Here is an 18386-nt window from a genome sequence, read left to right as displayed (position 1 = left end):
TAGAAATGAATGGCTTACAGCCAGAGGGCCCGCGGCGGGCCACCTCGGCGGGACAAATAGACTCGCTCGGGTCGCCGTGGGCGTGTCACGCTCGCCGGCGGAGCGCAATGGGAATCGCCCACACGACGCAAGGGGGCACTGATGGCTGCCATTTCCCGCGATGAGGTCGCGCATCTCGCGCGGCTGTCGCGGCTCGCCGTGACCGAGCAGGAGCTCGACACGTTCGCCGGCCAGCTGGACGTGATTCTCCAGGCCGTGGCACGGGTGGGTGAGGTCGCGGCGGCGGACATCCCGCCGACCTCGCACTCCGTGCCGTTGACCAATGTCCTGCGGGAAGACGTCGAAACCCCCTGCCTGACTCGGGAAGAGGCCCTCGCGGGCGCGCCCGATGTCGCCGAAGACCGGTTCCGGGTGCCGCGCATCCTGGACGAGGAGGCGTGATGTCCAGCGAGCTCACCCAGCTGACCGCCAGCGAGATCGCGAAGCGGATCAGTGACGGCGACGCCTCCGCCGAGGAGGTGACCCGGGCGCACCTCGACCGGATCGCCGCCGTCGACGGCAAGGTCCACGCCTTCCTGCACGTCGACGCCGACGGGGCGCTCGAGGCCGCGCGGGCGGTCGACGCCAAGCGCGCCGCCGGCGAGGAGCTCGGCCCGCTCGCCGGCGTGCCGATCGCCGTCAAGGACGTGCTGACCACCCGCGGCGTGCCGACCACGGCCGGCTCCAAGATCCTCGAGGGCTGGCGGCCGCCGTACGACTCGACGGTCGTCGAGCGGTTGAGGCGCGCCGGCACCGTGATTCTCGGCAAGACCAACATGGACGAGTTCGCGATGGGCTCGTCGACGGAATACTCCGCCTACGGGCCGACCAACAACCCGTGGGACCTCGGCCGGATCCCCGGCGGGTCCGGCGGTGGCAGCGCCGCGGCGGTCGCCGGCTACGAGGCGCCGCTGGCGATCGGCACCGACACCGGCGGCTCGATCCGCCAGCCGGGCGCGGTGACCGGCACCGTGGGCGCCAAGCCGACCTACGGTGGCACGTCCCGCTACGGCCTGATCGCGTTCTCGTCGAGCCTCGACACCCCGGGGCCGTGTGCCCGCACGGTCCTCGACGCCGCCCTGCTGCACGAGGTGATGGCCGGCCACGACCCGCGCGACTCCACCTCGATCCCCCAGCCGGTGCCGCCGGTCGTCGAGGCCGCCCGGCGCGGCATGACCGGCGACCTGACCGGCGTCAAGCTGGGCCTGGTCACCGAGTTCGACGCCGGCGACGGCGCCGAGCCGGGCGTGATGGCCGCCTTCCGCGACGCCCTCGCCGCGCTGACCAAGCTCGGCGCGGAGGTCGTCGAGGTCTCCTGCCCGCACTTCCAGTACGCGCTGCCGGCCTACTACCTGATCGCGCCGAGCGAGTGCTCCTCCAACCTGGCGCGGTTCGACGGCGTCCGCTACGGCCTGCGGGTCGGCGACGACGGCACCCGGTCGCTGGAGGAGGTCATGTCGCTGACCCGCGAGGCCGGTTTCGGCCCCGAGGTCAAGCGCCGGATCATGCTCGGCACGTACGCGCTGTCCAGTGGCTACTACGACGCCTACTACGGCCAGGCGCAGAAGGTCCGCACGCTGATCACGCAGGACTTCGCCAGCGCCTTCGAGCAGGTCGACGTGCTGGTCTCGCCGACGACCCCGTTCGTGGCGTTCCCGTTCGGGTCCCGCACCTCGGACCCCTACCAGATGTACCTCGCCGACCTCTTCACCATCCCCACCAACCTGTACGGCGGTCCGGGCATCTCGGTGCCCTGCGGGCTCTCCGACGGGCTGCCGGTCGGCTTCCAGATCATGGCGCCGACCATGGCCGACGACCGCATGTACCGGGTCGCCGCCGCCCTCGAGTCCGCCGTCGGCACGCTGACCCCGCCGTCCCTGGAGGGCTGATGACCACCACGACGCTGCCGACCTACGACGCGGCGATCGCCGCCTTCGAGCCGGTGATCGGCCTCGAGACCCACGTCGAGCTCGGCACCAGGACCAAGATGTTCTGCGGCTGCCGCACCGACTTCGGCGGCGAGCCCAACACCCGGGTCTGCCCGGTCTGCCTCGGCCTGCCCGGTTCGCTGCCGGTGGCCAACAAGGCCGCGATCGAGGCGACGATCCGGATCGGCCTGGCGCTCAACTGCTCGATCGCGAGCTGGTGCCGGTTCGCCCGGAAGAACTACTTCTACCCGGACATGCCGAAGAACTTCCAGATCAGCCAGTACGACGAGCCGCTGTGCGTGGACGGCTACCTCGACGTGGAGGTCGACGGTCGCACGGTGCGCATCGGCATCGAGCGGGTCCACCTGGAGGAGGACACCGGCAAGACGCTGCACGTGGGCGGGGCCACCGGCCGGATCCACGGCGCGACCGAGTCGCTGGTCGACTACAACCGCGCCGGCATCCCGCTCGTCGAGATCGTCACCAAGCCGGTCCCCGGCGCCGGCGCGCTCGCGCCCGAGGTCGCCCGCGCCTACGTCACCGAGCTCCGCGACGTGATCCGCGGCCTGGGCGTGTCCGACGTCCGCATGGAGGAGGGCTCGCTGCGCTGCGACGTCAACACGTCGCTCAACCGCGCCGGCGAGGAATGGGGCACCCGCACCGAGACCAAGAACGTCAACTCGCTGCGCTCCGTCGAGCGGGCCGTCCGCTCCGAGATCATCCGGCAGGCGTCGGTGCTCGAGGCCGGCGGCCGGATCGTGCAGGAGACCCGGCACTTCTCCGAGGAGACCGGCGACACCCGCCCGGGCCGCTCGAAGGAGACGGCGACCGACTACCGCTACTTCCCCGAGCCCGACCTGGTGCCGCTCGCACCGGACCCGGAGTGGGTCTCGGCGCTGCGCGACGCGTTGCCCGAGCCGCCGCGCGTCCACCGCAAGCGCCTCCAGGACGCCTGGGGTCTGTCCGATCTGGACATGCAGTCGGTGGTCAACGCCGGCGCCGTCGAGCTGATCGAGGAGACGGTCGCGGCGGGCGCCACGGCCGCGGCCGCCCGCAAGTGGTGGCTGGGCGAGCTGGCCCGGCGCGCCAACGAGGCCGGCATCGAGCTGGCCGCCGTCGGCGCGACGCCGGCCCAGGTCGCCGAGCTGCAGACGCTGGTCGACAGCGGCAAGCTCAACGACAAGCTGGCCCGCGTGGTGCTCGAGGGCGTCGTCGCAGGCGAGGGCTCACCCGCTGACGTGATGGAGGCCCGCGGGCTCGCGGTGGTCTCCGACACGGGCGCGCTCACGGCCGCGGTCGACGAGGCCATCGCCGCCAACCCGGACGTGGCCGCCAAGGTCCGCGACGGCAAGGTGGCCGCGGCCGGCGCGCTGGTCGGCGCGGTCATGAAGACCACCAAGGGCCAGGCGGACGCGAAGGCCGTCCGGGAGCTGATCCTGCAGCGCCTGGGCGTCGAATCCTAGGAGCGCGAAGAGCGGTTCCCGGGCCCGTCGGGGGCACGACCGTCGCTCCCGCCGGGGACCGCTCGCTCCGCTTCGCTGCCAGGTCCGCGGGAAGGAGCTGCGCTTGATCGGGACCTTGCGCGCCGTGGTGCTGGACGCGCCCGACGCCCGGCGGCTGGCCGCCTTCTACCGGGCCCTCGCCGGCTGGACGGAGCTCTACGCCGAGGACGACTTCATCGCGCTGGACGCCGGGGGCGGTTGGCGTGTCGCCGTCCAGAACAGTCCCGACCATGTGGCGCCGCGGTGGCCCGATCCGGCGTACCCGCAGCAGGCCCATCTCGACCTGCGCGTCCCCGACCTGGCCGCCGGCGCGGCGAAGGCGATCGCCCTCGGCGCGACGCCGCTGCGCGAGCACGAGCACTGGCACACGCTGGCCGACCCGGCCGGGCACCCGTTCGACCTGTGCCTGTCTCCGGCGGAGCCGTCGCTGATGGCCGTGGTGCTCGACTGCCCGGACGCGCGGTCGTTGAGCGCGTTCTATGCGGAGCTGCTCGGCGAGGACGGGGCGCGACCCGTGCTGTTCCAGCAGGTCGCCGACTATCGCGCGCCGCGGTGGCCCGACCCGGCCTACCCGCAGCAGTTCCACCTCGACGTCACGGTCGACGACGTCGAGGCGGCCGAGGCCGCGGTGCTGAAACTCGGCGCCACGTCGCTGAATGCCGGCGGCGACGGCTGGCGGGTCTATGCCGACTCGGCCGGCAAACCGTTCTGCCTCTGCTGGGACTAGCGCAGGAGATCTAGCAGTCGGTCGGCTTGGCGCCGGGCGCTGTCCGCCGGGTTGCGCGCGCTCGCCGGACCGCCGGGTCGCAGCAATGCGAGCCAGAACATGGCCCACAAACGGCGGGCGGCTCGCAGTCGGCGCTCGTCGACCTCGAAAAGTGCTGCCAGGCGGTCGAAGTCGAGGTCGCGGGCCGACAGGTGCTCGGCGAGGAGTGCCACCTCGGTGGCCGGATCGCTGGCCCGGGCGTCTTCGAAGTCGACGATCCGGATCCGGCGCCCGTCCCACAGGTAGTTCGCCAGGTTCGGGTCCCGGTGGCCCAGCACCAGGCGCGACGGCCGCTCGCGGAGCAGGTCCGGGTCGGGCCCGTCCCACCAGCGGGCCGCGGCCGCGAGCGCCGCGGCCACTTCGCGGGGTGGGTTCGGCCAGTCGACATCGCGCAGCGCATTGCCGAAGGCCAGGTCGTCCGCCCAGCCGTCGACGCCGCCGTCGATGCCCACCGTCCACAGTGTGTGGAGAGCCGTCGCCAGCGTGGTCAGTTGCGGATCGCTGGGGCGGCCCGCCAGCGGCTCTCCCGGCACGAACGTCATCGTGACCGTCGGCGGTGTCGCGGCGAGCGCCGCGTGGACCGGCTGCGGGGCCAAGCCGGCCGCGTCCCGGTGGATCCGGCGCAGGGTCGCCCACTCACGCCGATGCTCGCCGCGCCCCCACGACGTGTAGCGCTTGGCCACCAGGCCGCCCACGATGCGCAGTTCGTGCGTGGTCGCCATGCCCCGACCTTAGAAGTCACCGGTAGGGCTGGCGCGCAACGGGCGTTTGCCCGCGTCAGCGGGCCGGTTCGCCGGGGCGTTGCGTGATGGGGGACGCGAAGAAGTCGGCGAACTCGTCGACCAGGTGTCGCGGCGCACGGTTGATGCCGTCGTGGGCGCAGTTGGCGATCTCGACCGCGCGGGCGTGCGGGAGCGCCGCGGCCAGGGCCTCGTCCGCGACCGCGTAGTGGCGCGGGCCCTTCGCCCCGCAGGCCAGCAGCACCTCGGCGGTCACCCCGGACCAGGCCTCGGCGGGGCCGTCGGCCGCCTCGATGAGGGCCGTCTCGTCGAGGGTCATCGGGACCAGGTCGCCCATCGTGCGGCCGATCGGGGTGCGCATGAACAGCCGCACGATCGCCACCCGCACCGACAGCGGCCAGCGCGACGACGCCTGGTGGGTGTTGATGCCGCCGGCCGTGATGGCCAGGGCGCGCGGGAGGTCGCCGGCCCGGGCCGCCGCCTGGGCGGCGGGGAGCCACCCGGCGGGCGCGCTGCCGTCGACCGAGATGGCCGCGTCGTAGAGGGCCAGGCGAGCGATCGGCAGCCGGAGCGCCGCCGACAGCGCGATGAAGCCGCCGCTGCTGTGACCGATCACGTTGGTGGCGCCGGTATGCGCCAGGATCGCGGCGAGGTCGTCGATCTCCTGCTCGAACGTGTAGGGCAGCAGCCGCGGCGGCGCGTCGGCCCGGCCGCGGCGGTTGTAGAGGTGCACCGTGAACCGGTCGGCCAGCGCGGTCGCGAACCGCCGGTAGACGTCGATCGTCACCCCGCCGCCGTGCACCACGACGATGCCCGGCCCGACCCCCATCGAGTGCACCGCGATGTCGTTGACCCGCTCCATGTCCCGACCCCTCCCATAACTGCGAACGCCGTTTGCAGTTTACAGTAGATCGGTGAGCGACGCACAACCCATCTGGACCCGGCCGGAACGCGGCCGGCGCGGCCCGGCGCCGAGCCACAGCCGCGAGGAGATCGTGAGCGCGGCGATCGCGCTGGCCGACACCGAGGGACTCGCCGCGGTCTCGATGCGCGCCGTCGCCGCCCGGCTGGGCACCACGGCGGGCTCGCTCTACCGCTACCTCTCGTCGCGGGACGACCTGCTCGACCTGATGACCGACCGCGCGGTCGGCACGCTGAAGCCCTATCCGGCGACGAAGGGCGACTGGCTCGACCAGATGGTCGAGCTGGCCCGGCAGCAGCTCGACCTGCACCGCCGGCACCGCTGGCTCGGCGAGGTCAGTCAGCGACCCACCGGCATCGGCCCACAGACCCTCGACTGGTTCGACCACTGCCTGGGCGTCCTGGCGCCGCTGAAGGCGCCCACCGCGACCAGGTTCGAGGCGATCGCCGTCATGACGGGCACGGTGATCCTGTTCAGCACCAGCGGCGCCGGCGGCGGCGCGGCCTCGTTCGCGGCCTTCGAACCGGCCCGCCACCAGAACCTGGCGGCGGCCCTGGCCGAGCCAGGACCGCCGCCGGGAACCGATCTCTTCGAGCGCGCCGTCCGCAGCCTGTTGACCGGGCTGCTGGCGGATGGCCTCACCGCTCCGTGAACTGACCCGCCTCGTTGGCGCCAGTCGAGGCGTCGCTGGTCGAGCCACCGATCGGGGGTTCCATGCCGCCGGTGGTGGCGTCGCCGGTCGTCGTGGGCGCCGCGTCGGGGTTGGTCACCCGGCGCACGCTCGCCGGCCCGGCCGTGCCGCCGGTGGTGGTCACCGCTCCGCCCGACCGGGTCGGGCCGCCGTTGCGCAGCACCTCCGGGTCGACCGGGTCGGCCAGGTCGCGGTCCTTCGCCTCCCGCACCGGGTCGGTCCGGGGCACTGTCACCTCGTCGAGCACGTCCTCGCCGTACTGGTCACCGAAAAGCTCACGTCGATCGCTCATGCCCGTCCGGTTACCCAGCGGCCGGCAACCGAATCAGGGCGTCGCGAAGGCGCTCAGGAACTTGTCGCGGAACGCGTCCATGCGCCAGACCGGACCGTCGGCCGCCGGCGCCAGACCCGGCGACCAGCCCCAGCTGTCGATCTTCGGCAGGACCGCCGGGTCCTTGGCAACCACCGTGATCGGCACGTCGCGGTTGGGGTTCGGCCCGGTGATGACCGGCGACGGCTGGTGGTCGCCCAGCATCACCAGCACGGTGTTCGCGTCGCCGTATTTCTCCATGTAGGACACCAGGCTGTCGACCGAATATTCGACCGTGCGCCGGTAGTTGTCGCGGACCTTCGACACGTCCTCGCCGTCGACCTCGTTGGGGTTGCCACCCCGCCCACCGTTGCCGGGATAGGTCGAGCCGTCGCCCAGGGTGTCCCAGTCCATCATCGGCGGCACCGGGTCCCACGGCGCGTGGCTGGACAGCAGGTCGATCTCGGCCATCACCGGCTGGCGCGCCGACACCGGGCGGGCGAGCTCCGACCGCCGGAACGAGTGCAGCGTGAACTGGTCGGGAATCGAGGAGAACGCGTAGCCCTGGCCCTTGTAGCCGAGCGTCCGATCGTCGTACTCGTGGTCGAAGCCATAGATCCGGCCCTCGGGCCAGTCGCGCCGGTTGGCCGGCATCACCGCGACCGTGCGCCAGCCGGCCTTCGAGAACGCCGTCGTCAGCGTGTAGCGCGAGCCTTCGACGAACTTGCCGTAGCGCCGCTGGCTGTCGATCCAGAGCCCCGACTGGAACGTCGCGTGGGCGAGCCAGCTCCCGCCGCCGATCGTCGACGACGTCAGCCAGCCGCTGCGGGTCTGGAAGCCGGCGGCCGTCAGCGACGCGGACCGGGCCGACAGGAGTGCCGCCGTCTGCGGATAGTTCACCGCGTCACGGCCGTAGCTCTCCACGAACGCGAAGATGACGTCCTTGCCCTTCAACCCTTGCAACAGCTGGGATCCCGGCACGTCGCGGAAGGCGTCGGTGGACTCCTCCCGGTCGTACGCCGCCTGATCGGCGATGTCGGCCCGCAACTGGGCCGCGTGCCCGTAGGCGGCGGCCGTGGTCGACCGGCCCGCGATCGGCACGCCCGGCACGACGTGCACACCCAGCAGGGCGAGCGCGACCCAGGCCACGCCGAGCACCGCGACGACCCGCAACGCCAGGGCGCGCCGGACCGCCACCACCTTCGAGAGCCGCAGGATCGACAGCGTCGCCAGCACCGGCAGGGCCAGCGCCAGCAGGATCGCGACGACCACGGCGACGACGGCGCCGGTCTTGCCGAACGACTCCGACACCCATTCGGAGGCGGCGCGGAACAGCGACCAGTCCGACAGCGGGTCGAACTGCCGCGACAGCGTGACGCCGAAACCGAGGTCGAGCAGCTTGAGCAGGGTGAGCGCGCTGAGCACCACGCCGGCGACGATGCCGACGACGGTGCGCGCCCGGGCCGGCAGCAGCACGACCACCGCGACTCCGACCAGCGCCTCCAGCGGGATCACCACGAGCGCCCACGGGCTCAGCGCGGCGAAGTCGTCGGGGACGAGCAGCAGTAGGAGCACGAAGAACGCGGCGAGGCCGGTGAGGATCCGGCTCCTCACGACGCGAGCCAGTCCGGTTCCACGGTGCGCCGGGCGTGCCGGGCCTTGGCGGCGAGGTAGCCGGCGTTGGCGGCCGACAGGTGCAGCCGGGTCGGCACCCGCTCGGTGACCGTCACACCCAACTCCGTGAGCTGTTTCTCCTTGTCAGGGTTGTTGCTCAGCAACGCGATCCGGGAGACGCCGAGGGCGCGCAGCATCTGGGCCGCGGCGGTGTAGTCGCGCTCGTCCTCCGCATGCCCGAGCGCGAGGTTCGCCTCGTACGTGTCCATTCCCGTGTCCTGCAACGCGTAGGCGTCGAGCTTGGCGTAGAGGCCGATGCCCCGCCCCTCCTGCCGGAGGTAGAGCAGGATCCCGCCGGCGTTGGTGATCCGCTCGACCGCCTCGCGCAGCTGTGGCCCGCAGTCGCAGCGCTCGCTGCCGAACACGTCGCCGGTCAGGCACTCGCTGTGCGGCCGCACCAGCGGCGCCTCGTCGCGGGCCAGGGTGTCGCGCCACTCGCCCAGGCCGAAGGCGATGTGTTCGCGGCCGTCGACCAACCCGTCGAAGGTGAACACCTCGGCCTTGGTGGCGTAGCCGTCGGGGAACCGAAGGGGGACGGATACCTCGGTGCGTATCGTCGCGTCGTCCATCAATCTCCTCATCAGACGGTGCACCGGGGCGAGAGCGCGTAGCGCAGCAGCACCACGTCGCCGACCTGGCGGACCTCGGCCAGCGTCGCCCGGCGCTCCTGGTTCCAAGGGAAGTCCCCGTCGCCGACGAAGCGGGGAGCCTTGGAGTCGCCGACGAAGAAGGGTGCCACCACGAGGTGCAGCTCGTCGGCGAGCTGTTCGGTCAGGAACTGGGTGTGGATGGTGCCGCCGCCCTCGACCATCAGCCGGCCGACACCGCGAGCGTAGAGGTCCTCGGTGACCTGGCGCAGGTTGACCGGCTGCCCGCCGTCGACGACGGTGGCGTGCGCGCCCAGCCGGCGCCGGGCCTGGTCCACAGTGGAGCTGGCGCAGTAGACCAGCTTCTCGGCGTCGCCGGACTGGAAGAACGCCGCCTCGGGTTCGAGGCCCGCACCCTCGGTGACGGTCACCTTGCGCGGCGTGGGGTGTTGGCCCCGGGCCACCCGGGCCGCCCGGTGGGCCGGCGACTTCACCACGAGGCGCGGGTTGTCGCGGCGGACGGTCTCGGCGCCCACGAGGATGGCGTCGCAGCCGGCGCGCACGTCGTCGACCCGGTCGAAGTCGACCTCGTTGGAGAGCAGCAGGCGCTCGTCTGCGGTGTCGTTGACGTAGCCGTCGATCGACATCGCGCAGCTCAGCAGGATGTAGGGTCGCTCAGCCATGGCTGTACTCCGGTTGCCGGTGGACGCCGCTGTCCCGTAGCTCATGGTCCAGCATGACCGGCTCCCGCGCAGCGCGTCGACCGTCGGCCCAGCGCAGCACCAGCACCACCGCCCCCGGCAGGCTCGCCACCAGCGCCAGCACGCCGAACACGACCGCGGTGGCCACACCCTGGCCGGAGGTCAGTCCGGCCGCGCCGAATGCCCACGCGGCGACGCCCTCGCGCGGCCCCCAGCCGGCGATGTTGCAGGGCAGCGCCATCGCGAGCAGGGCCAGCAGGGTCAGCGGGGCGAGCAGATGCAGCGGCGCCGTCGCGCCGGCCGTCCGGGCGGCCACCAGGAACGTGATGAGATGGCCGGCCAGCACGGCCGCGGTGGTCAGCACGACACCGACGCCGGTGCGCGCCGAGGTCAGCCCGGTCCGCAGCCGCAGCCGGCCCTTGACCAGGAAGGCGATGCCGCCGAGCACCGCCAGCGCCAGCACCGCGAGCGGCATGTGCCGGCGGACGGGTGAAGGGAACACGGCCAGCGTTACCACCGAGAGCGCGATCGTAATCACGAAGCCCGCCATCCGCTCGACCACGACCGCGCGTACGCCGAGGGCCACGTCACCGATGTCCTTGCCGTGCCGGACCGCGCGGTGCACGTCGCCGACCACCCCGCCCGGCAGCGTGGTGTTGAGGAACTGGGCCCGGTAGTAGGCGCCGACGGCCTCGCGCATCGGCAGCGTCACGCCGAGCGCCCGGGCCACCAACGCCCACCGGTAGGCGCAGGCCACCGTGGTGACCACACCGATCGCGAAGGCCGTGGCGACCGCCGTCGCGTCGACCCCGCGCAGGCCGTCGAGGAAGGGGCCGCTGCCCAGCCGCCAGACCAGCACGGCCAGCACCGCGCCGCCGACCGCGAGCTTGCCCCAGCCCAGCAGCTGTGCCTTGGTCACGGCGCCGCCAGCAGGTCGACGTGGTGAACGGTCGCGGTGAGCCGGCCCTCGGCGATCTCCTCCAGCCGGCGCCGGGCGTACCCGCTCGCGGGTGTGCTCAGCGCGGGCACCTGCTCGACCGCGGCCGCCAGCCAGTCCTGGAACCAGGCGGCGACGAGGTCCCGGTGGTCGGCGCCGAGCCGCCACGGGCTCGGTCGCAGCGTGGTCGGCACGCCGCGCTCGGCGAACGCGTCCTCCAGCGCGGCGACCGCGTCGGGTCCGAGCAGGCGGCGGCCACCAACCGTGCGGCGCTGGTGGGCGTTGAACGCGGCCGCGACCTCGTCGTCGAACGGGTCGGCCGGCCCGAGCTCGACCCGGCCGACCACGGAGAGCGTCATCAACAGCGGCACGCCGGCGTCGGCGCAGGCCGAGGCCATCGCGGCGATCTCGTCCACGGTCAGGATGTCGATCAGGGCCGAGCCGGTGACCAGGTCCGCGCCGGCGAGATCGGCGGCGCTCAGCGTGCCGATGTCGCGCTGCCGGACCGCGCCGGTGACCTGGTCGGGCTTGCCGACCATGGCCGCCGTCAGCAGGTCCGGATCGCGGTCCCACATGATCCAGTGCTGGGCCGCCGGTAGCTGCGGCGCGAGCCAGCGGGCCGCCGCGCCGGTGCCGCAACCCAGGTCGTGGATCACCAACCGCTCGGCGCCCGCGAACCGCTCCCGCAGCTCGGCGACCAGCTCGGCCGAGCGGGCGGCCGCGTCGGCGGCCTCCCGCAGACGCAACCAGTTGGGGCTCACCCTGGGCATCAGGACATCCGTCATCTGCTCGTGCTCTCCCGCGTAGCGACCGTGGACAGGACTTCGGAGGCCAGTGCCGCGGTAACCGGCCAGCCCGTCAACGTCTCGCGACGCCGGCGGGCCGACGCGCGGAGCGCGGCGCGGGCGGACGGTTCGGCCAGCCAGCGCCGCAGCGCGGTGGCGAGGGCGGGCGCGTCGCCGGGCGGGACCAGCATCCCGGGACGGCTGCCGTCGGGCGCGCGGCCCAGCGTCTCGGGCAGCCCCTGCGCGGTGGTGGCCAGCACGGGGATGCCGCGGGCGAGGGCCTCGGTCACCACCATCCCGTAGGAGTCGGCCCGGGACGGCAGGACGAGCAGGTCGGCATCGGCGTACGCGGCGTCGAGGTCGGCGCCCACCCGCGGGCCGGCGAACCGCATCCCGGCCGGCGCCCGGTCCCGCACCTCGGCGGCGAACTCCGGCGCCCGCTCGAGCGAGCCGACGCACAGGCAGCGCCAACCGCCGGCCGGCAGCAGCGCCAGCGCGTCGGCCAGCACGTCCTGGCCCTTGTGCGGCAGCAGCGCCGCCACGCAGAGCAGCCGTTCGCCGGTCTCGCTCGGCTCGGCCAGCGGCCCGAGGTCGACGCCGGGCGGGGCCGCCGTGGCCGCCACGCCGTAACGCCGCGTCACCTCGCGGCGACACCACTCGCTGGTGGTCAGCACCGCGTCGGCGGCGGTGAGCACCTCGCGCTCGCCGGGGACGCCGAACAGCATGTGCGCCAGCACGACGAGCCGCAGCCGGCGGACCCGCTCGACCGGGACGGCCGGCGCGAGCAGACCGTCGACCACCACGAGCGCGCCGTCGGGCAGCGTGTCGAGCACCGGACCGAGCGCGGCGCCGACCGGGACCGGATGCTCGCGCACCGTCCAGCCCAGCGTCGCCAGACCGTCGAGGACCCGCCGGTCGTACGCGTTCCCGCCGCTCGGGAAAGCTGGGTCGTCGATGTCGGCCGGCACGATGACGTGTACGCCGCCCGGCGGCGAATGGTTCACAGCGATCGCTCGTAGCTCGCCCACGCGATGTGCGACTCGTGCAGTGTCACGGTGATGCCGGCCAGCTCACGGCCCCCGTCACCGAGGTCGCCGGCCGCCGCCTTCTCGGCCAGCCGGTCGGCGATCACCTTCGCCAGCACCTCGGTCGTCGTGTTGGTGCCGGCCAGCGTCGGGTCGTCGTCGAGGTTGCGCAGGTTGAACTGCCCGACGATGGCCTTGAGCTCCTCGGACGCCCGGGCGATGTCGACGACGATGCCGTCCGCGTCGAGCTCCGGGCGACGGAAGGTGGCGTCGACCAGGAAGGTCGCTCCGTGCAGCTGCTGGGCGGGCCCGAAGACCTCGCCGCGGAAGCTGTGGGCGACCATCATGTGATCGCGCACCGTGACGCTGAACATGCGTTTCTCTACTCTCCGTAGGTGATGACGTGGCACAACCCGGCCAGGCTGCCAGAAGCCAGCTCCGGCAGGATCTCCGGTAGTCGCTCGAACGGGTGCTCCGCGGTGACCAGCGCGTCGAACGCCGGGTCGCGGAGCAGGTCGAGGGCGAGCGCCAACCGGTCCGAATAGGACCGTGTCGACCGCCGGGCCGGCGCGACCATGCCGACCTGGCTCGCCCGGATGGCCAGGCGTCCGGAGTGGAACCCCGCACCGAGCGGGACGCTGACCTCGCGGTCGCCGTACCAGCTCAGCTCGACCACGGTGCCCTCTGGACGCAGCAACTCCAAACTTCGACGCAGCCCCGCCTCCGACGCGCTCGCGTGGAACACGAGATCGCGGCTCCCGGCGGCGTCGTCCGGATGGGCGAAATCCACGCCCAGCGCGGCGGCCGTCCGCGCACGGGAGGAGTCCACGTCGACCAGTTCGACCGCCACGCCCGGGAAACGGGCCAGCAGCCGGGCGACGCCACAGCCGACCATTCCCGCGCCGACCACCGTGACCCGGTCGCCGACCAGCGGCGGGGCGTCCCAGAGGGCGTTGACCGCGGTCTCCACCGTGCCGGCCAGCACCGCGCGCGACGGTGGCACGTCGTCGGGCACCGGGACCACAGCGGACGCCGGGACGACGTACCCCGTCTGGTGTGGGTAGAGGCAGAACACCGTGCGACCGCGCAGGTCGTCGGGGCCATCCTCGACCACACCGACGTTGAGGTAGCCGTACTTCACCGGGCCCGGGAAGTCACCCTCCTGGTGGGGCGCCCGCATGGCCGTATGCTGGCTTGCTGGCACCGCGCCGCGGAATACGAGCGTCTCGGTGCCCCGGCTGACGCCGGAGCGGATCGTGCGGACCCGGACCTCCTGCGGGCCGGGCGCGGGCACGGTGGCCGGACGGATCTCACCGGCGCCGGGTGTGACCACCCAGAACGCGCGTTCCGACAGGATCATTCGTGGCTCTCCGTCATGTTCATGAACCGAACGATCCCATCTCCCGTGCCACCCGGTGCCGCTTCATGACACGGAGGAACGATGCGCCTGGTTCGATCCGGCCCCCTGGTCGGCATGTTTGCCCAGTTCACAGTGCTTGCTGCGGTGGGGGCCGCGGTCGGTATCGGTGCCGTCGGCTGGTTCGCCGGCGCGGCGTACGCCATCGTCACGGCGATTCTTCTTCAACACGGACTGTCATCATCCGGACTCAAGACGTACGGCCCCGCCGACTGGGTGACGGCCGCTCGGACGACCCTGATCGGGGTCGTCGCGGCGCTCGTCGTCGACTCGCTCCGGCAGCCGCCGGCGGTCACCGCGATCGTCGGCCTGGTGGTCGTCGCGCTGCTGCTCGACGGCGTGGACGGGCAGGTCGCCCGGCGGACCGGCACGACATCGGCATTCGGCGCGCGGTTCGACATGGAGGCCGACTCGTTCCTGGTCCTGGTGCTCAGCCTCTATGTCGCCCGGGACGCCGGCTGGTGGGTGCTGGCGATCGGCGGGATGCGGTACGCGTTCATGCTCGGCATCTGGTCGACCCGCTGGATGCGGGGCACGCTGCCGCCGCGCTACTGGCGCAAGGTGGTCGCCGCGACCCAGGGCGTCGCGCTGGTCACCGCGACCGCCGGCATCCTGCCGTTCCGGGTCAACCTCGTGCTGCTGCTGGTCGCCTTCGCGCTGCTGGTCGAGTCGTTCGGCCGCGACGTGCTCTGGCTCTGGCGGGACGGTCACCCGGTCACCCGTACCCGGGTGATCGGTAGGCTCCTCCCTCGTGAGTGAGCAGGATCGCTGGCCGTGGCCGGCCGGCAGCGCGACCGGCGTCGGCTCGATGCCCGGCGCCGACATCGCCGAGGCGCAACGGATCGTGCTGGGCGAGCTGCCCGACCTGCCGCACCTGCCGGAGCTGCCGGAGCGTGGCCCCGGCGCCGACATCATCGGGCGCACCTCGGCGTTCCTCGTCGACCTGCCGGTCGAGCTCTACGTCGGCCGCTGGCGGATCGCGGCGCGGCCCGGGCGTGACCTGCGGCGGGCGCTCGACCTGCTGGAACGCGACCTCGACCAGCTCACCGAGCAGGGCGACGGGTTCACCGGCGTGGTCAAGGTGCAGGCGGCCGGGCCGTACACCCTGGCCGCGAACGTCGACCTGCCGGTCGGTGGGCGGTTGCTGCGCGACGAGGGCGCCGTCCGGGACCTGACCGCGTCGCTGGCCGAAGGGCTGCGGGGGCACGTCGAGGACGTGCGGCGGCGGCTGCCCGGCGCGACCGTGCTGCTCCAGGTCGACGAGCCCGCGCTGCCGACGGTGCTGGCCGGGCGGGTGCCGACCGAGAGCGGGTTCAGCGCCTACCGGGCGGTCGAGTCGTCGGACGCGACGGACGCGCTGCGCTCGCTGGTCGCCGCCGTCGGGGCGCCTGTGGTGTTCCACTGTTGCGCGGCGGACGTACCGATCGCGCTGCTGGTGTCGGCCGGCGCCGCGGCGTTGTCGATCGACCTGTCGCTGGTGTCGTCGCTGGATCCGTTGGGTGAGGCGATCGACGCCGGGGTCGGGCTGCTCGCGGGGGTCGCGCCGACGTCCGGCTCGCGGGCGCCCGGTTCGAAAGAGCTGGTCGATCGGGTACGGGCGGTCTGGAACCAGCTCGGCTTCGGGCGCGACCTGCTGACCCGGCAGGTCGTGGTCACGCCGACCTGCGGGTTGGCCGGGGCCTCCGCGACCTACGCGCGGGACGTGCTCGCCGCGTGCCGGGACGCCGGGCGGCGGCTCGTCGAGGAGTAGCGGCGACGCGCGTAGGGAAAGATGGCCGGCATGATCGGCCGCCTCTACAACGTCGTGATCGACTGTCCGGATCCTGCCGCCTTGGCGGGGTTCTACAGCCAGCTGCTCGGCATGCCCGTCGTCACCTCGCGCGAGGGCTGGGTGGTGATCTCCGACGACCAGGTCCGGATCGCCTTCCAGGCGGCCTCCGACCTGCGCGAGCCCCGCTGGCCCGACCCCGAGCGGCCGCAGCAGATGCACCTCGACGTGATGGTCGAGGACGTGGACGCGGCCGAGGCGGCGGCGATCGCGCTCGGGGCGAAGCGGTTGCCGGGCGACGGCGAAGATTTCCGGGTGTTCGAGGATCCGGCGGGGCACCCGTTCTGTCTTGTGTTCGAGGTCTGAGCTTTTGTCGTACGTCCGGGCTAGGTTGCTCTAGTAGCGCCTAGCACGGAGGTTCGTCGCGGTGTCCGAAGAAGCCGTTCCCGATCAGCGGGTGACGCGTGCGCAGGAGGCGGCGGCGGGCGCGGAGCCACCGGCGCGGGCCCGTGAGCGGCACGCGGCGCTGGCCGACGAGATCGACGGTCACACCTACCGCTACTACGTGCTCGACGCGCCGACGATCTCCGACGCCGACTTCGACGCGCTGATGCGCGAGCTCACGGCGCTCGAGGACGAATATCCCGCCCTGCGCACGCCGGAGTCGCCGACCCAGCGCGTCGGCGGGTTCACCACCGAGTTCCGGCCGGTCGAGCACCTCGAGCGCCTGCTCAGCCTCGACAACGTGTTCAGCGCCGATGGCCTGGCCGTCTGGGCCGAGCGCACGGTCCGCGACGCCGGTGGGCCGGTGCGGTTCCTGTGCGAGCTCAAGGTCGACGGCCTGGCGATCAACCTGACCTATGAGAAGGGCAAGCTGGTCCGCGGCGCGACCCGGGGCGACGGGCGCACCGGCGAAGACGTCACCGGCAACGTGCGCACGATCGACGGCATCCCGGAGAAGCTGACCGGCAAGGGCGTCCCCGAACTGCTCGAGGTGCGCGGCGAGGTCTACTTCCCGGTCTCGGCCTTCGCCGACCTCAACGCCGGGCTGGTCGAGCAGGGCAAGGCGCCGTTCGCCAACCCGCGCAACGCGGCCGCCGGCAGCCTGCGGCAGAAGGACCCGCGGATCACCGCCTCGCGGCCGCTGCGCATGGTGGTGCACGGCATCGGCGCCCGCAAGGGCTTCACGCCCACGTCGCAGTCCCACGCCTACGAGTCACTGCGCGCCTGGGGGCTGCCGACCAGCGAGCGCTGGAAGGTGGTCGACGACCTGGCCGGGGTCGACGACTACATCGCCTACTACGGCGAGCACCGCCACGACGTCGAGCACGAGATCGACGGCGTGGTGGTCAAGGTCGACGAGATCGCGCTGCAGGGCCGGCTCGGCTCGACCAGCAAGGCGCCGCGGTGGGCGATCGCCTTCAAATACCCGCCTGAAGAGGTCAACACCAAGCTGCTCGACATCCAGGTCAACGTCGGGCGCACCGGCCGGGTGACCCCGTTCGCGGTGCTGGAGCCGGTCAAGGTGGCCGGTTCGACGGTCGCGCTGGCCACCCTGCACAACGCCCGCGAGGTCGAGCGCAAGGGCGTGCTGATCGGCGACACGATCGTGCTGCGCAAGGCCGGCGACGTGATCCCCGAGGTGCTCGGCCCGGTGATCGGGCTGCGGCCCGACGACGCGCGACCGTTCGTCATGCCGACCGAGTGCCCGAGCTGCGGCACGACGCTCGCCCCGGCCAAAGAGGGCGACATCGACATCCGCTGCCCCAACGCCCGGTCGTGCCCGGCCCAGCTCCGCGAGCGCGTCTTCGCCCTCGCCGGCCGGGGCGCGCTCGACATCGAGGTGCTCGGCTACAAGGCGGCGACGGCGCTGCTCGAATGCGGCGTGATCACCGACGAGGGCGACCTGTTCGACATCGACGGGCTCGCCCTGCGTGACTGCCCGTTCTTCGTCAACAAGGACGGCACGCTCGGCAGCAACGCGGTCAAGCTGCTCGACAACCTCGAAGAGGTCAAGCAGCGTCCGTTGTGGCGGGTGCTCGTGGCGCTGTCGATCCGCCACGTCGGGCCCACGGCGGCCCAGGCGCTGGCCCGCCAGTTCGAGTCGGTCGAGCGCATCGACGAGGCGTCGGTCGAGGAACTGTCCGCCGTCGAGGGCGTCGGTCCGACGATCGCGGTGAGTCTCAAGGAGTGGTTCGCGGTCGACTGGCACCGCGAGGTGGTCCGCAAATGGCGGGCGGCCGGGGTACGGATGGCCGAGGAGCGCACCGACGAAGGCCCGCGCCCGCTGGAGGGTCTGACGGTCGTCGTGACCGGGACATTGGCCGAGTTCTCCCGCGACCAGGCCACCGAAGCCGTCGCGAGCCGGGGCGGCAAGGTCACCGGTTCAGTATCCAAGAAGACGGACTTTGTCGTCGTAGGCGACAATCCCGGCTCCAAGTACGACAAGGCGGTGTCCCTCAAGGTGCCGGTCCTCGACGAGGCTGGCCTGCGGATTCTGCTCTCCGACGGCCCCGACGCAGCGCGCGCGGCTGCACTGAGTGACGACTCCTGAGCTGAGTGCTATCGGCATAAAGCTGCCCGGTTGCCGTGTA

The 18386-nt window shown here is 72.7% G+C and carries 20 protein-coding genes; 9 read left to right on the top strand and 11 right to left on the bottom strand.

Annotated elements, in window-relative coordinates; all coding sequences use genetic code 11:
- The first annotated feature begins 141 nt into the window (after window positions 1-141).
- From gatC to O7635_RS16515, 4 genes are all read left to right on the top strand, one after another.
- Window positions 142-441 (top strand): Asp-tRNA(Asn)/Glu-tRNA(Gln) amidotransferase subunit GatC, encoded by a 300-nt coding sequence (gene gatC / locus O7635_RS16530; RefSeq protein ID WP_278081326.1) that lies wholly within the window; start codon window positions 142-144, stop codon window positions 439-441.
- Window positions 441-1928, top strand: coding sequence for an Asp-tRNA(Asn)/Glu-tRNA(Gln) amidotransferase subunit GatA (gene gatA / locus O7635_RS16525; protein WP_278081325.1), 1488 nt, complete (start codon window positions 441-443; stop codon window positions 1926-1928). The genes gatC and gatA overlap by 1 nt, the downstream gene beginning before the upstream one ends.
- Complete coding sequence (gene gatB / locus O7635_RS16520) at window positions 1928-3430, top strand: Asp-tRNA(Asn)/Glu-tRNA(Gln) amidotransferase subunit GatB (RefSeq protein ID WP_278081324.1); 1503 nt, start codon at window positions 1928-1930, stop codon at window positions 3428-3430. The genes gatA and gatB overlap by 1 nt, the downstream gene beginning before the upstream one ends.
- A 103-nt stretch (window positions 3431-3533) precedes the next feature.
- Entirely contained in the window at window positions 3534-4196 is a 663-nt protein-coding gene (locus O7635_RS16515) for a VOC family protein (protein WP_278081323.1), read from the top strand.
- Here the strand turns inward: O7635_RS16515 and O7635_RS16510 are convergent.
- Window positions 4193-4957, bottom strand: coding sequence for a phosphotransferase (locus O7635_RS16510; RefSeq protein ID WP_278081322.1), 765 nt, complete (start codon window positions 4955-4957; stop codon window positions 4193-4195). The genes O7635_RS16515 and O7635_RS16510 overlap by 4 nt on opposite strands.
- A gap of 55 nt (window positions 4958-5012) precedes the next feature.
- The gene (locus tag O7635_RS16505) at window positions 5013-5837 is read right to left on the bottom strand and encodes an alpha/beta fold hydrolase (RefSeq protein WP_278081321.1); all 825 of its coding nucleotides are present in this window, start codon (window positions 5835-5837) and stop codon (window positions 5013-5015) included.
- Between the two features lie 52 nt (window positions 5838-5889).
- On the opposite strand from O7635_RS16505, the gene O7635_RS16500 reads away from it, so the two are divergent.
- Entirely contained in the window at window positions 5890-6549 is a 660-nt protein-coding gene (locus tag O7635_RS16500) for a TetR/AcrR family transcriptional regulator (RefSeq protein WP_278081320.1), read from the top strand.
- On the opposite strand, the gene O7635_RS16495 is transcribed toward O7635_RS16500, so the two are convergent.
- The 9 genes from O7635_RS16495 to O7635_RS16455 are packed head-to-tail and all read right to left on the bottom strand — an operon-like array spanning window position 6536 to window position 13967.
- Entirely contained in the window at window positions 6536-6880 is a 345-nt protein-coding gene (locus O7635_RS16495; protein ID WP_278081319.1) for a hypothetical protein, read from the bottom strand. The two genes, O7635_RS16500 and O7635_RS16495, sit on opposite strands and share 14 nt — an antisense overlap.
- A 33-nt stretch (window positions 6881-6913) precedes the next feature.
- Window positions 6914-8512 (bottom strand): sulfatase, encoded by a 1599-nt coding sequence (locus O7635_RS16490; RefSeq protein WP_278081318.1) that lies wholly within the window; start codon window positions 8510-8512, stop codon window positions 6914-6916.
- Window positions 8509-9141, bottom strand: coding sequence for a GTP cyclohydrolase II (gene ribA / locus O7635_RS16485; protein WP_278081317.1), 633 nt, complete (start codon window positions 9139-9141; stop codon window positions 8509-8511). Before ribA ends, O7635_RS16490 begins: the two co-directional genes overlap by 4 nt.
- 11 nt (window positions 9142-9152) lie before the next feature.
- Window positions 9153-9842, bottom strand: coding sequence for a dihydrofolate reductase family protein (locus tag O7635_RS16480; RefSeq protein WP_278081316.1), 690 nt, complete (start codon window positions 9840-9842; stop codon window positions 9153-9155).
- Window positions 9835-10779: a lysylphosphatidylglycerol synthase transmembrane domain-containing protein gene (locus O7635_RS16475; RefSeq protein WP_278081315.1), complete on the bottom strand. Its 945-nt coding sequence runs from the start codon at window positions 10777-10779 to the stop codon at window positions 9835-9837. The genes O7635_RS16480 and O7635_RS16475 overlap by 8 nt, the downstream gene beginning before the upstream one ends.
- Complete coding sequence (locus O7635_RS16470; protein ID WP_278081314.1) at window positions 10776-11567, bottom strand: class I SAM-dependent methyltransferase; 792 nt, start codon at window positions 11565-11567, stop codon at window positions 10776-10778. The genes O7635_RS16475 and O7635_RS16470 overlap by 4 nt, the downstream gene beginning before the upstream one ends.
- Before the next feature lie 11 nt (window positions 11568-11578).
- Window positions 11579-12586 (bottom strand): glycosyltransferase family 4 protein, encoded by a 1008-nt coding sequence (locus O7635_RS16465; protein ID WP_278081313.1) that lies wholly within the window; start codon window positions 12584-12586, stop codon window positions 11579-11581.
- Entirely contained in the window at window positions 12583-12981 is a 399-nt protein-coding gene (locus O7635_RS16460) for a 6-carboxytetrahydropterin synthase (protein WP_278081312.1), read from the bottom strand. The genes O7635_RS16465 and O7635_RS16460 overlap by 4 nt, the downstream gene beginning before the upstream one ends.
- A gap of 8 nt (window positions 12982-12989) precedes the next feature.
- Window positions 12990-13967 (bottom strand): zinc-binding alcohol dehydrogenase, encoded by a 978-nt coding sequence (locus tag O7635_RS16455; protein ID WP_278081311.1) that lies wholly within the window; start codon window positions 13965-13967, stop codon window positions 12990-12992.
- A gap of 81 nt (window positions 13968-14048) precedes the next feature.
- Here O7635_RS16455 and O7635_RS16450 point away from each other — a divergent pair, with 81 nt between their 5' ends.
- The 4 genes from O7635_RS16450 to ligA all read left to right on the top strand — a co-directional run bounded on the left by O7635_RS16450 (window position 14049) and on the right by ligA (window position 18346).
- Entirely contained in the window at window positions 14049-14783 is a 735-nt protein-coding gene (locus O7635_RS16450) for a CDP-alcohol phosphatidyltransferase family protein (RefSeq protein ID WP_278081310.1), read from the top strand.
- Window positions 14776-15774: a methionine synthase gene (locus tag O7635_RS16445; RefSeq protein ID WP_278081309.1), complete on the top strand. Its 999-nt coding sequence runs from the start codon at window positions 14776-14778 to the stop codon at window positions 15772-15774. Before O7635_RS16450 ends, O7635_RS16445 begins: the two co-directional genes overlap by 8 nt.
- A gap of 30 nt (window positions 15775-15804) precedes the next feature.
- The gene (locus O7635_RS16440; RefSeq protein WP_278081308.1) at window positions 15805-16158 is read left to right on the top strand and encodes a VOC family protein; all 354 of its coding nucleotides are present in this window, start codon (window positions 15805-15807) and stop codon (window positions 16156-16158) included.
- A 61-nt stretch (window positions 16159-16219) separates the two neighbouring features.
- Window positions 16220-18346: an NAD-dependent DNA ligase LigA gene (gene ligA, locus O7635_RS16435; protein ID WP_278081307.1), complete on the top strand. Its 2127-nt coding sequence runs from the start codon at window positions 16220-16222 to the stop codon at window positions 18344-18346.
- Window positions 18347-18386 lie beyond the last annotated feature (40 nt).

Source organism: Asanoa sp. WMMD1127, assembly GCF_029626225.1.
GTDB lineage: Bacteria > Actinomycetota > Actinomycetes > Mycobacteriales > Micromonosporaceae > Asanoa.
This window is presented reverse-complemented; position numbering and strand designations above follow the sequence as displayed.

What these genes read in the sequence shown, in the direction of transcription:
- gatA (WP_278081325.1), top strand. Translation starts at nt 441, where the DNA reads ATGTCCAGCGAGCTCACCCAGCTGACCGCCAGCGAGATCGCGAAGCGG.
- O7635_RS16450 (WP_278081310.1), top strand. Translation starts at nt 14,049, where the DNA reads ATGCGCCTGGTTCGATCCGGCCCCCTGGTCGGCATGTTTGCCCAGTTC.
- gatB (WP_278081324.1), top strand. Translation starts at nt 1,928, where the DNA reads ATGACCACCACGACGCTGCCGACCTACGACGCGGCGATCGCCGCCTTC.
- O7635_RS16470 (WP_278081314.1), bottom strand. Translation starts at nt 11,567, where the DNA reads ATGCCCAGGGTGAGCCCCAACTGGTTGCGTCTGCGGGAGGCCGCCGAC.
- O7635_RS16480 (WP_278081316.1), bottom strand. Translation starts at nt 9,842, where the DNA reads ATGGCTGAGCGACCCTACATCCTGCTGAGCTGCGCGATGTCGATCGAC.
- O7635_RS16495 (WP_278081319.1), bottom strand. Translation starts at nt 6,880, where the DNA reads ATGAGCGATCGACGTGAGCTTTTCGGTGACCAGTACGGCGAGGACGTG.
- O7635_RS16460 (WP_278081312.1), bottom strand. Translation starts at nt 12,981, where the DNA reads ATGTTCAGCGTCACGGTGCGCGATCACATGATGGTCGCCCACAGCTTC.
- O7635_RS16455 (WP_278081311.1), bottom strand. Translation starts at nt 13,967, where the DNA reads ATGATCCTGTCGGAACGCGCGTTCTGGGTGGTCACACCCGGCGCCGGT.
- ribA (WP_278081317.1), bottom strand. Translation starts at nt 9,141, where the DNA reads ATGGACGACGCGACGATACGCACCGAGGTATCCGTCCCCCTTCGGTTC.
- O7635_RS16440 (WP_278081308.1), top strand. Translation starts at nt 15,805, where the DNA reads ATGATCGGCCGCCTCTACAACGTCGTGATCGACTGTCCGGATCCTGCC.
- O7635_RS16505 (WP_278081321.1), bottom strand. Translation starts at nt 5,837, where the DNA reads ATGGAGCGGGTCAACGACATCGCGGTGCACTCGATGGGGGTCGGGCCG.
- O7635_RS16510 (WP_278081322.1), bottom strand. Translation starts at nt 4,957, where the DNA reads ATGGCGACCACGCACGAACTGCGCATCGTGGGCGGCCTGGTGGCCAAG.
- gatC (WP_278081326.1), top strand. Translation starts at nt 142, where the DNA reads ATGGCTGCCATTTCCCGCGATGAGGTCGCGCATCTCGCGCGGCTGTCG.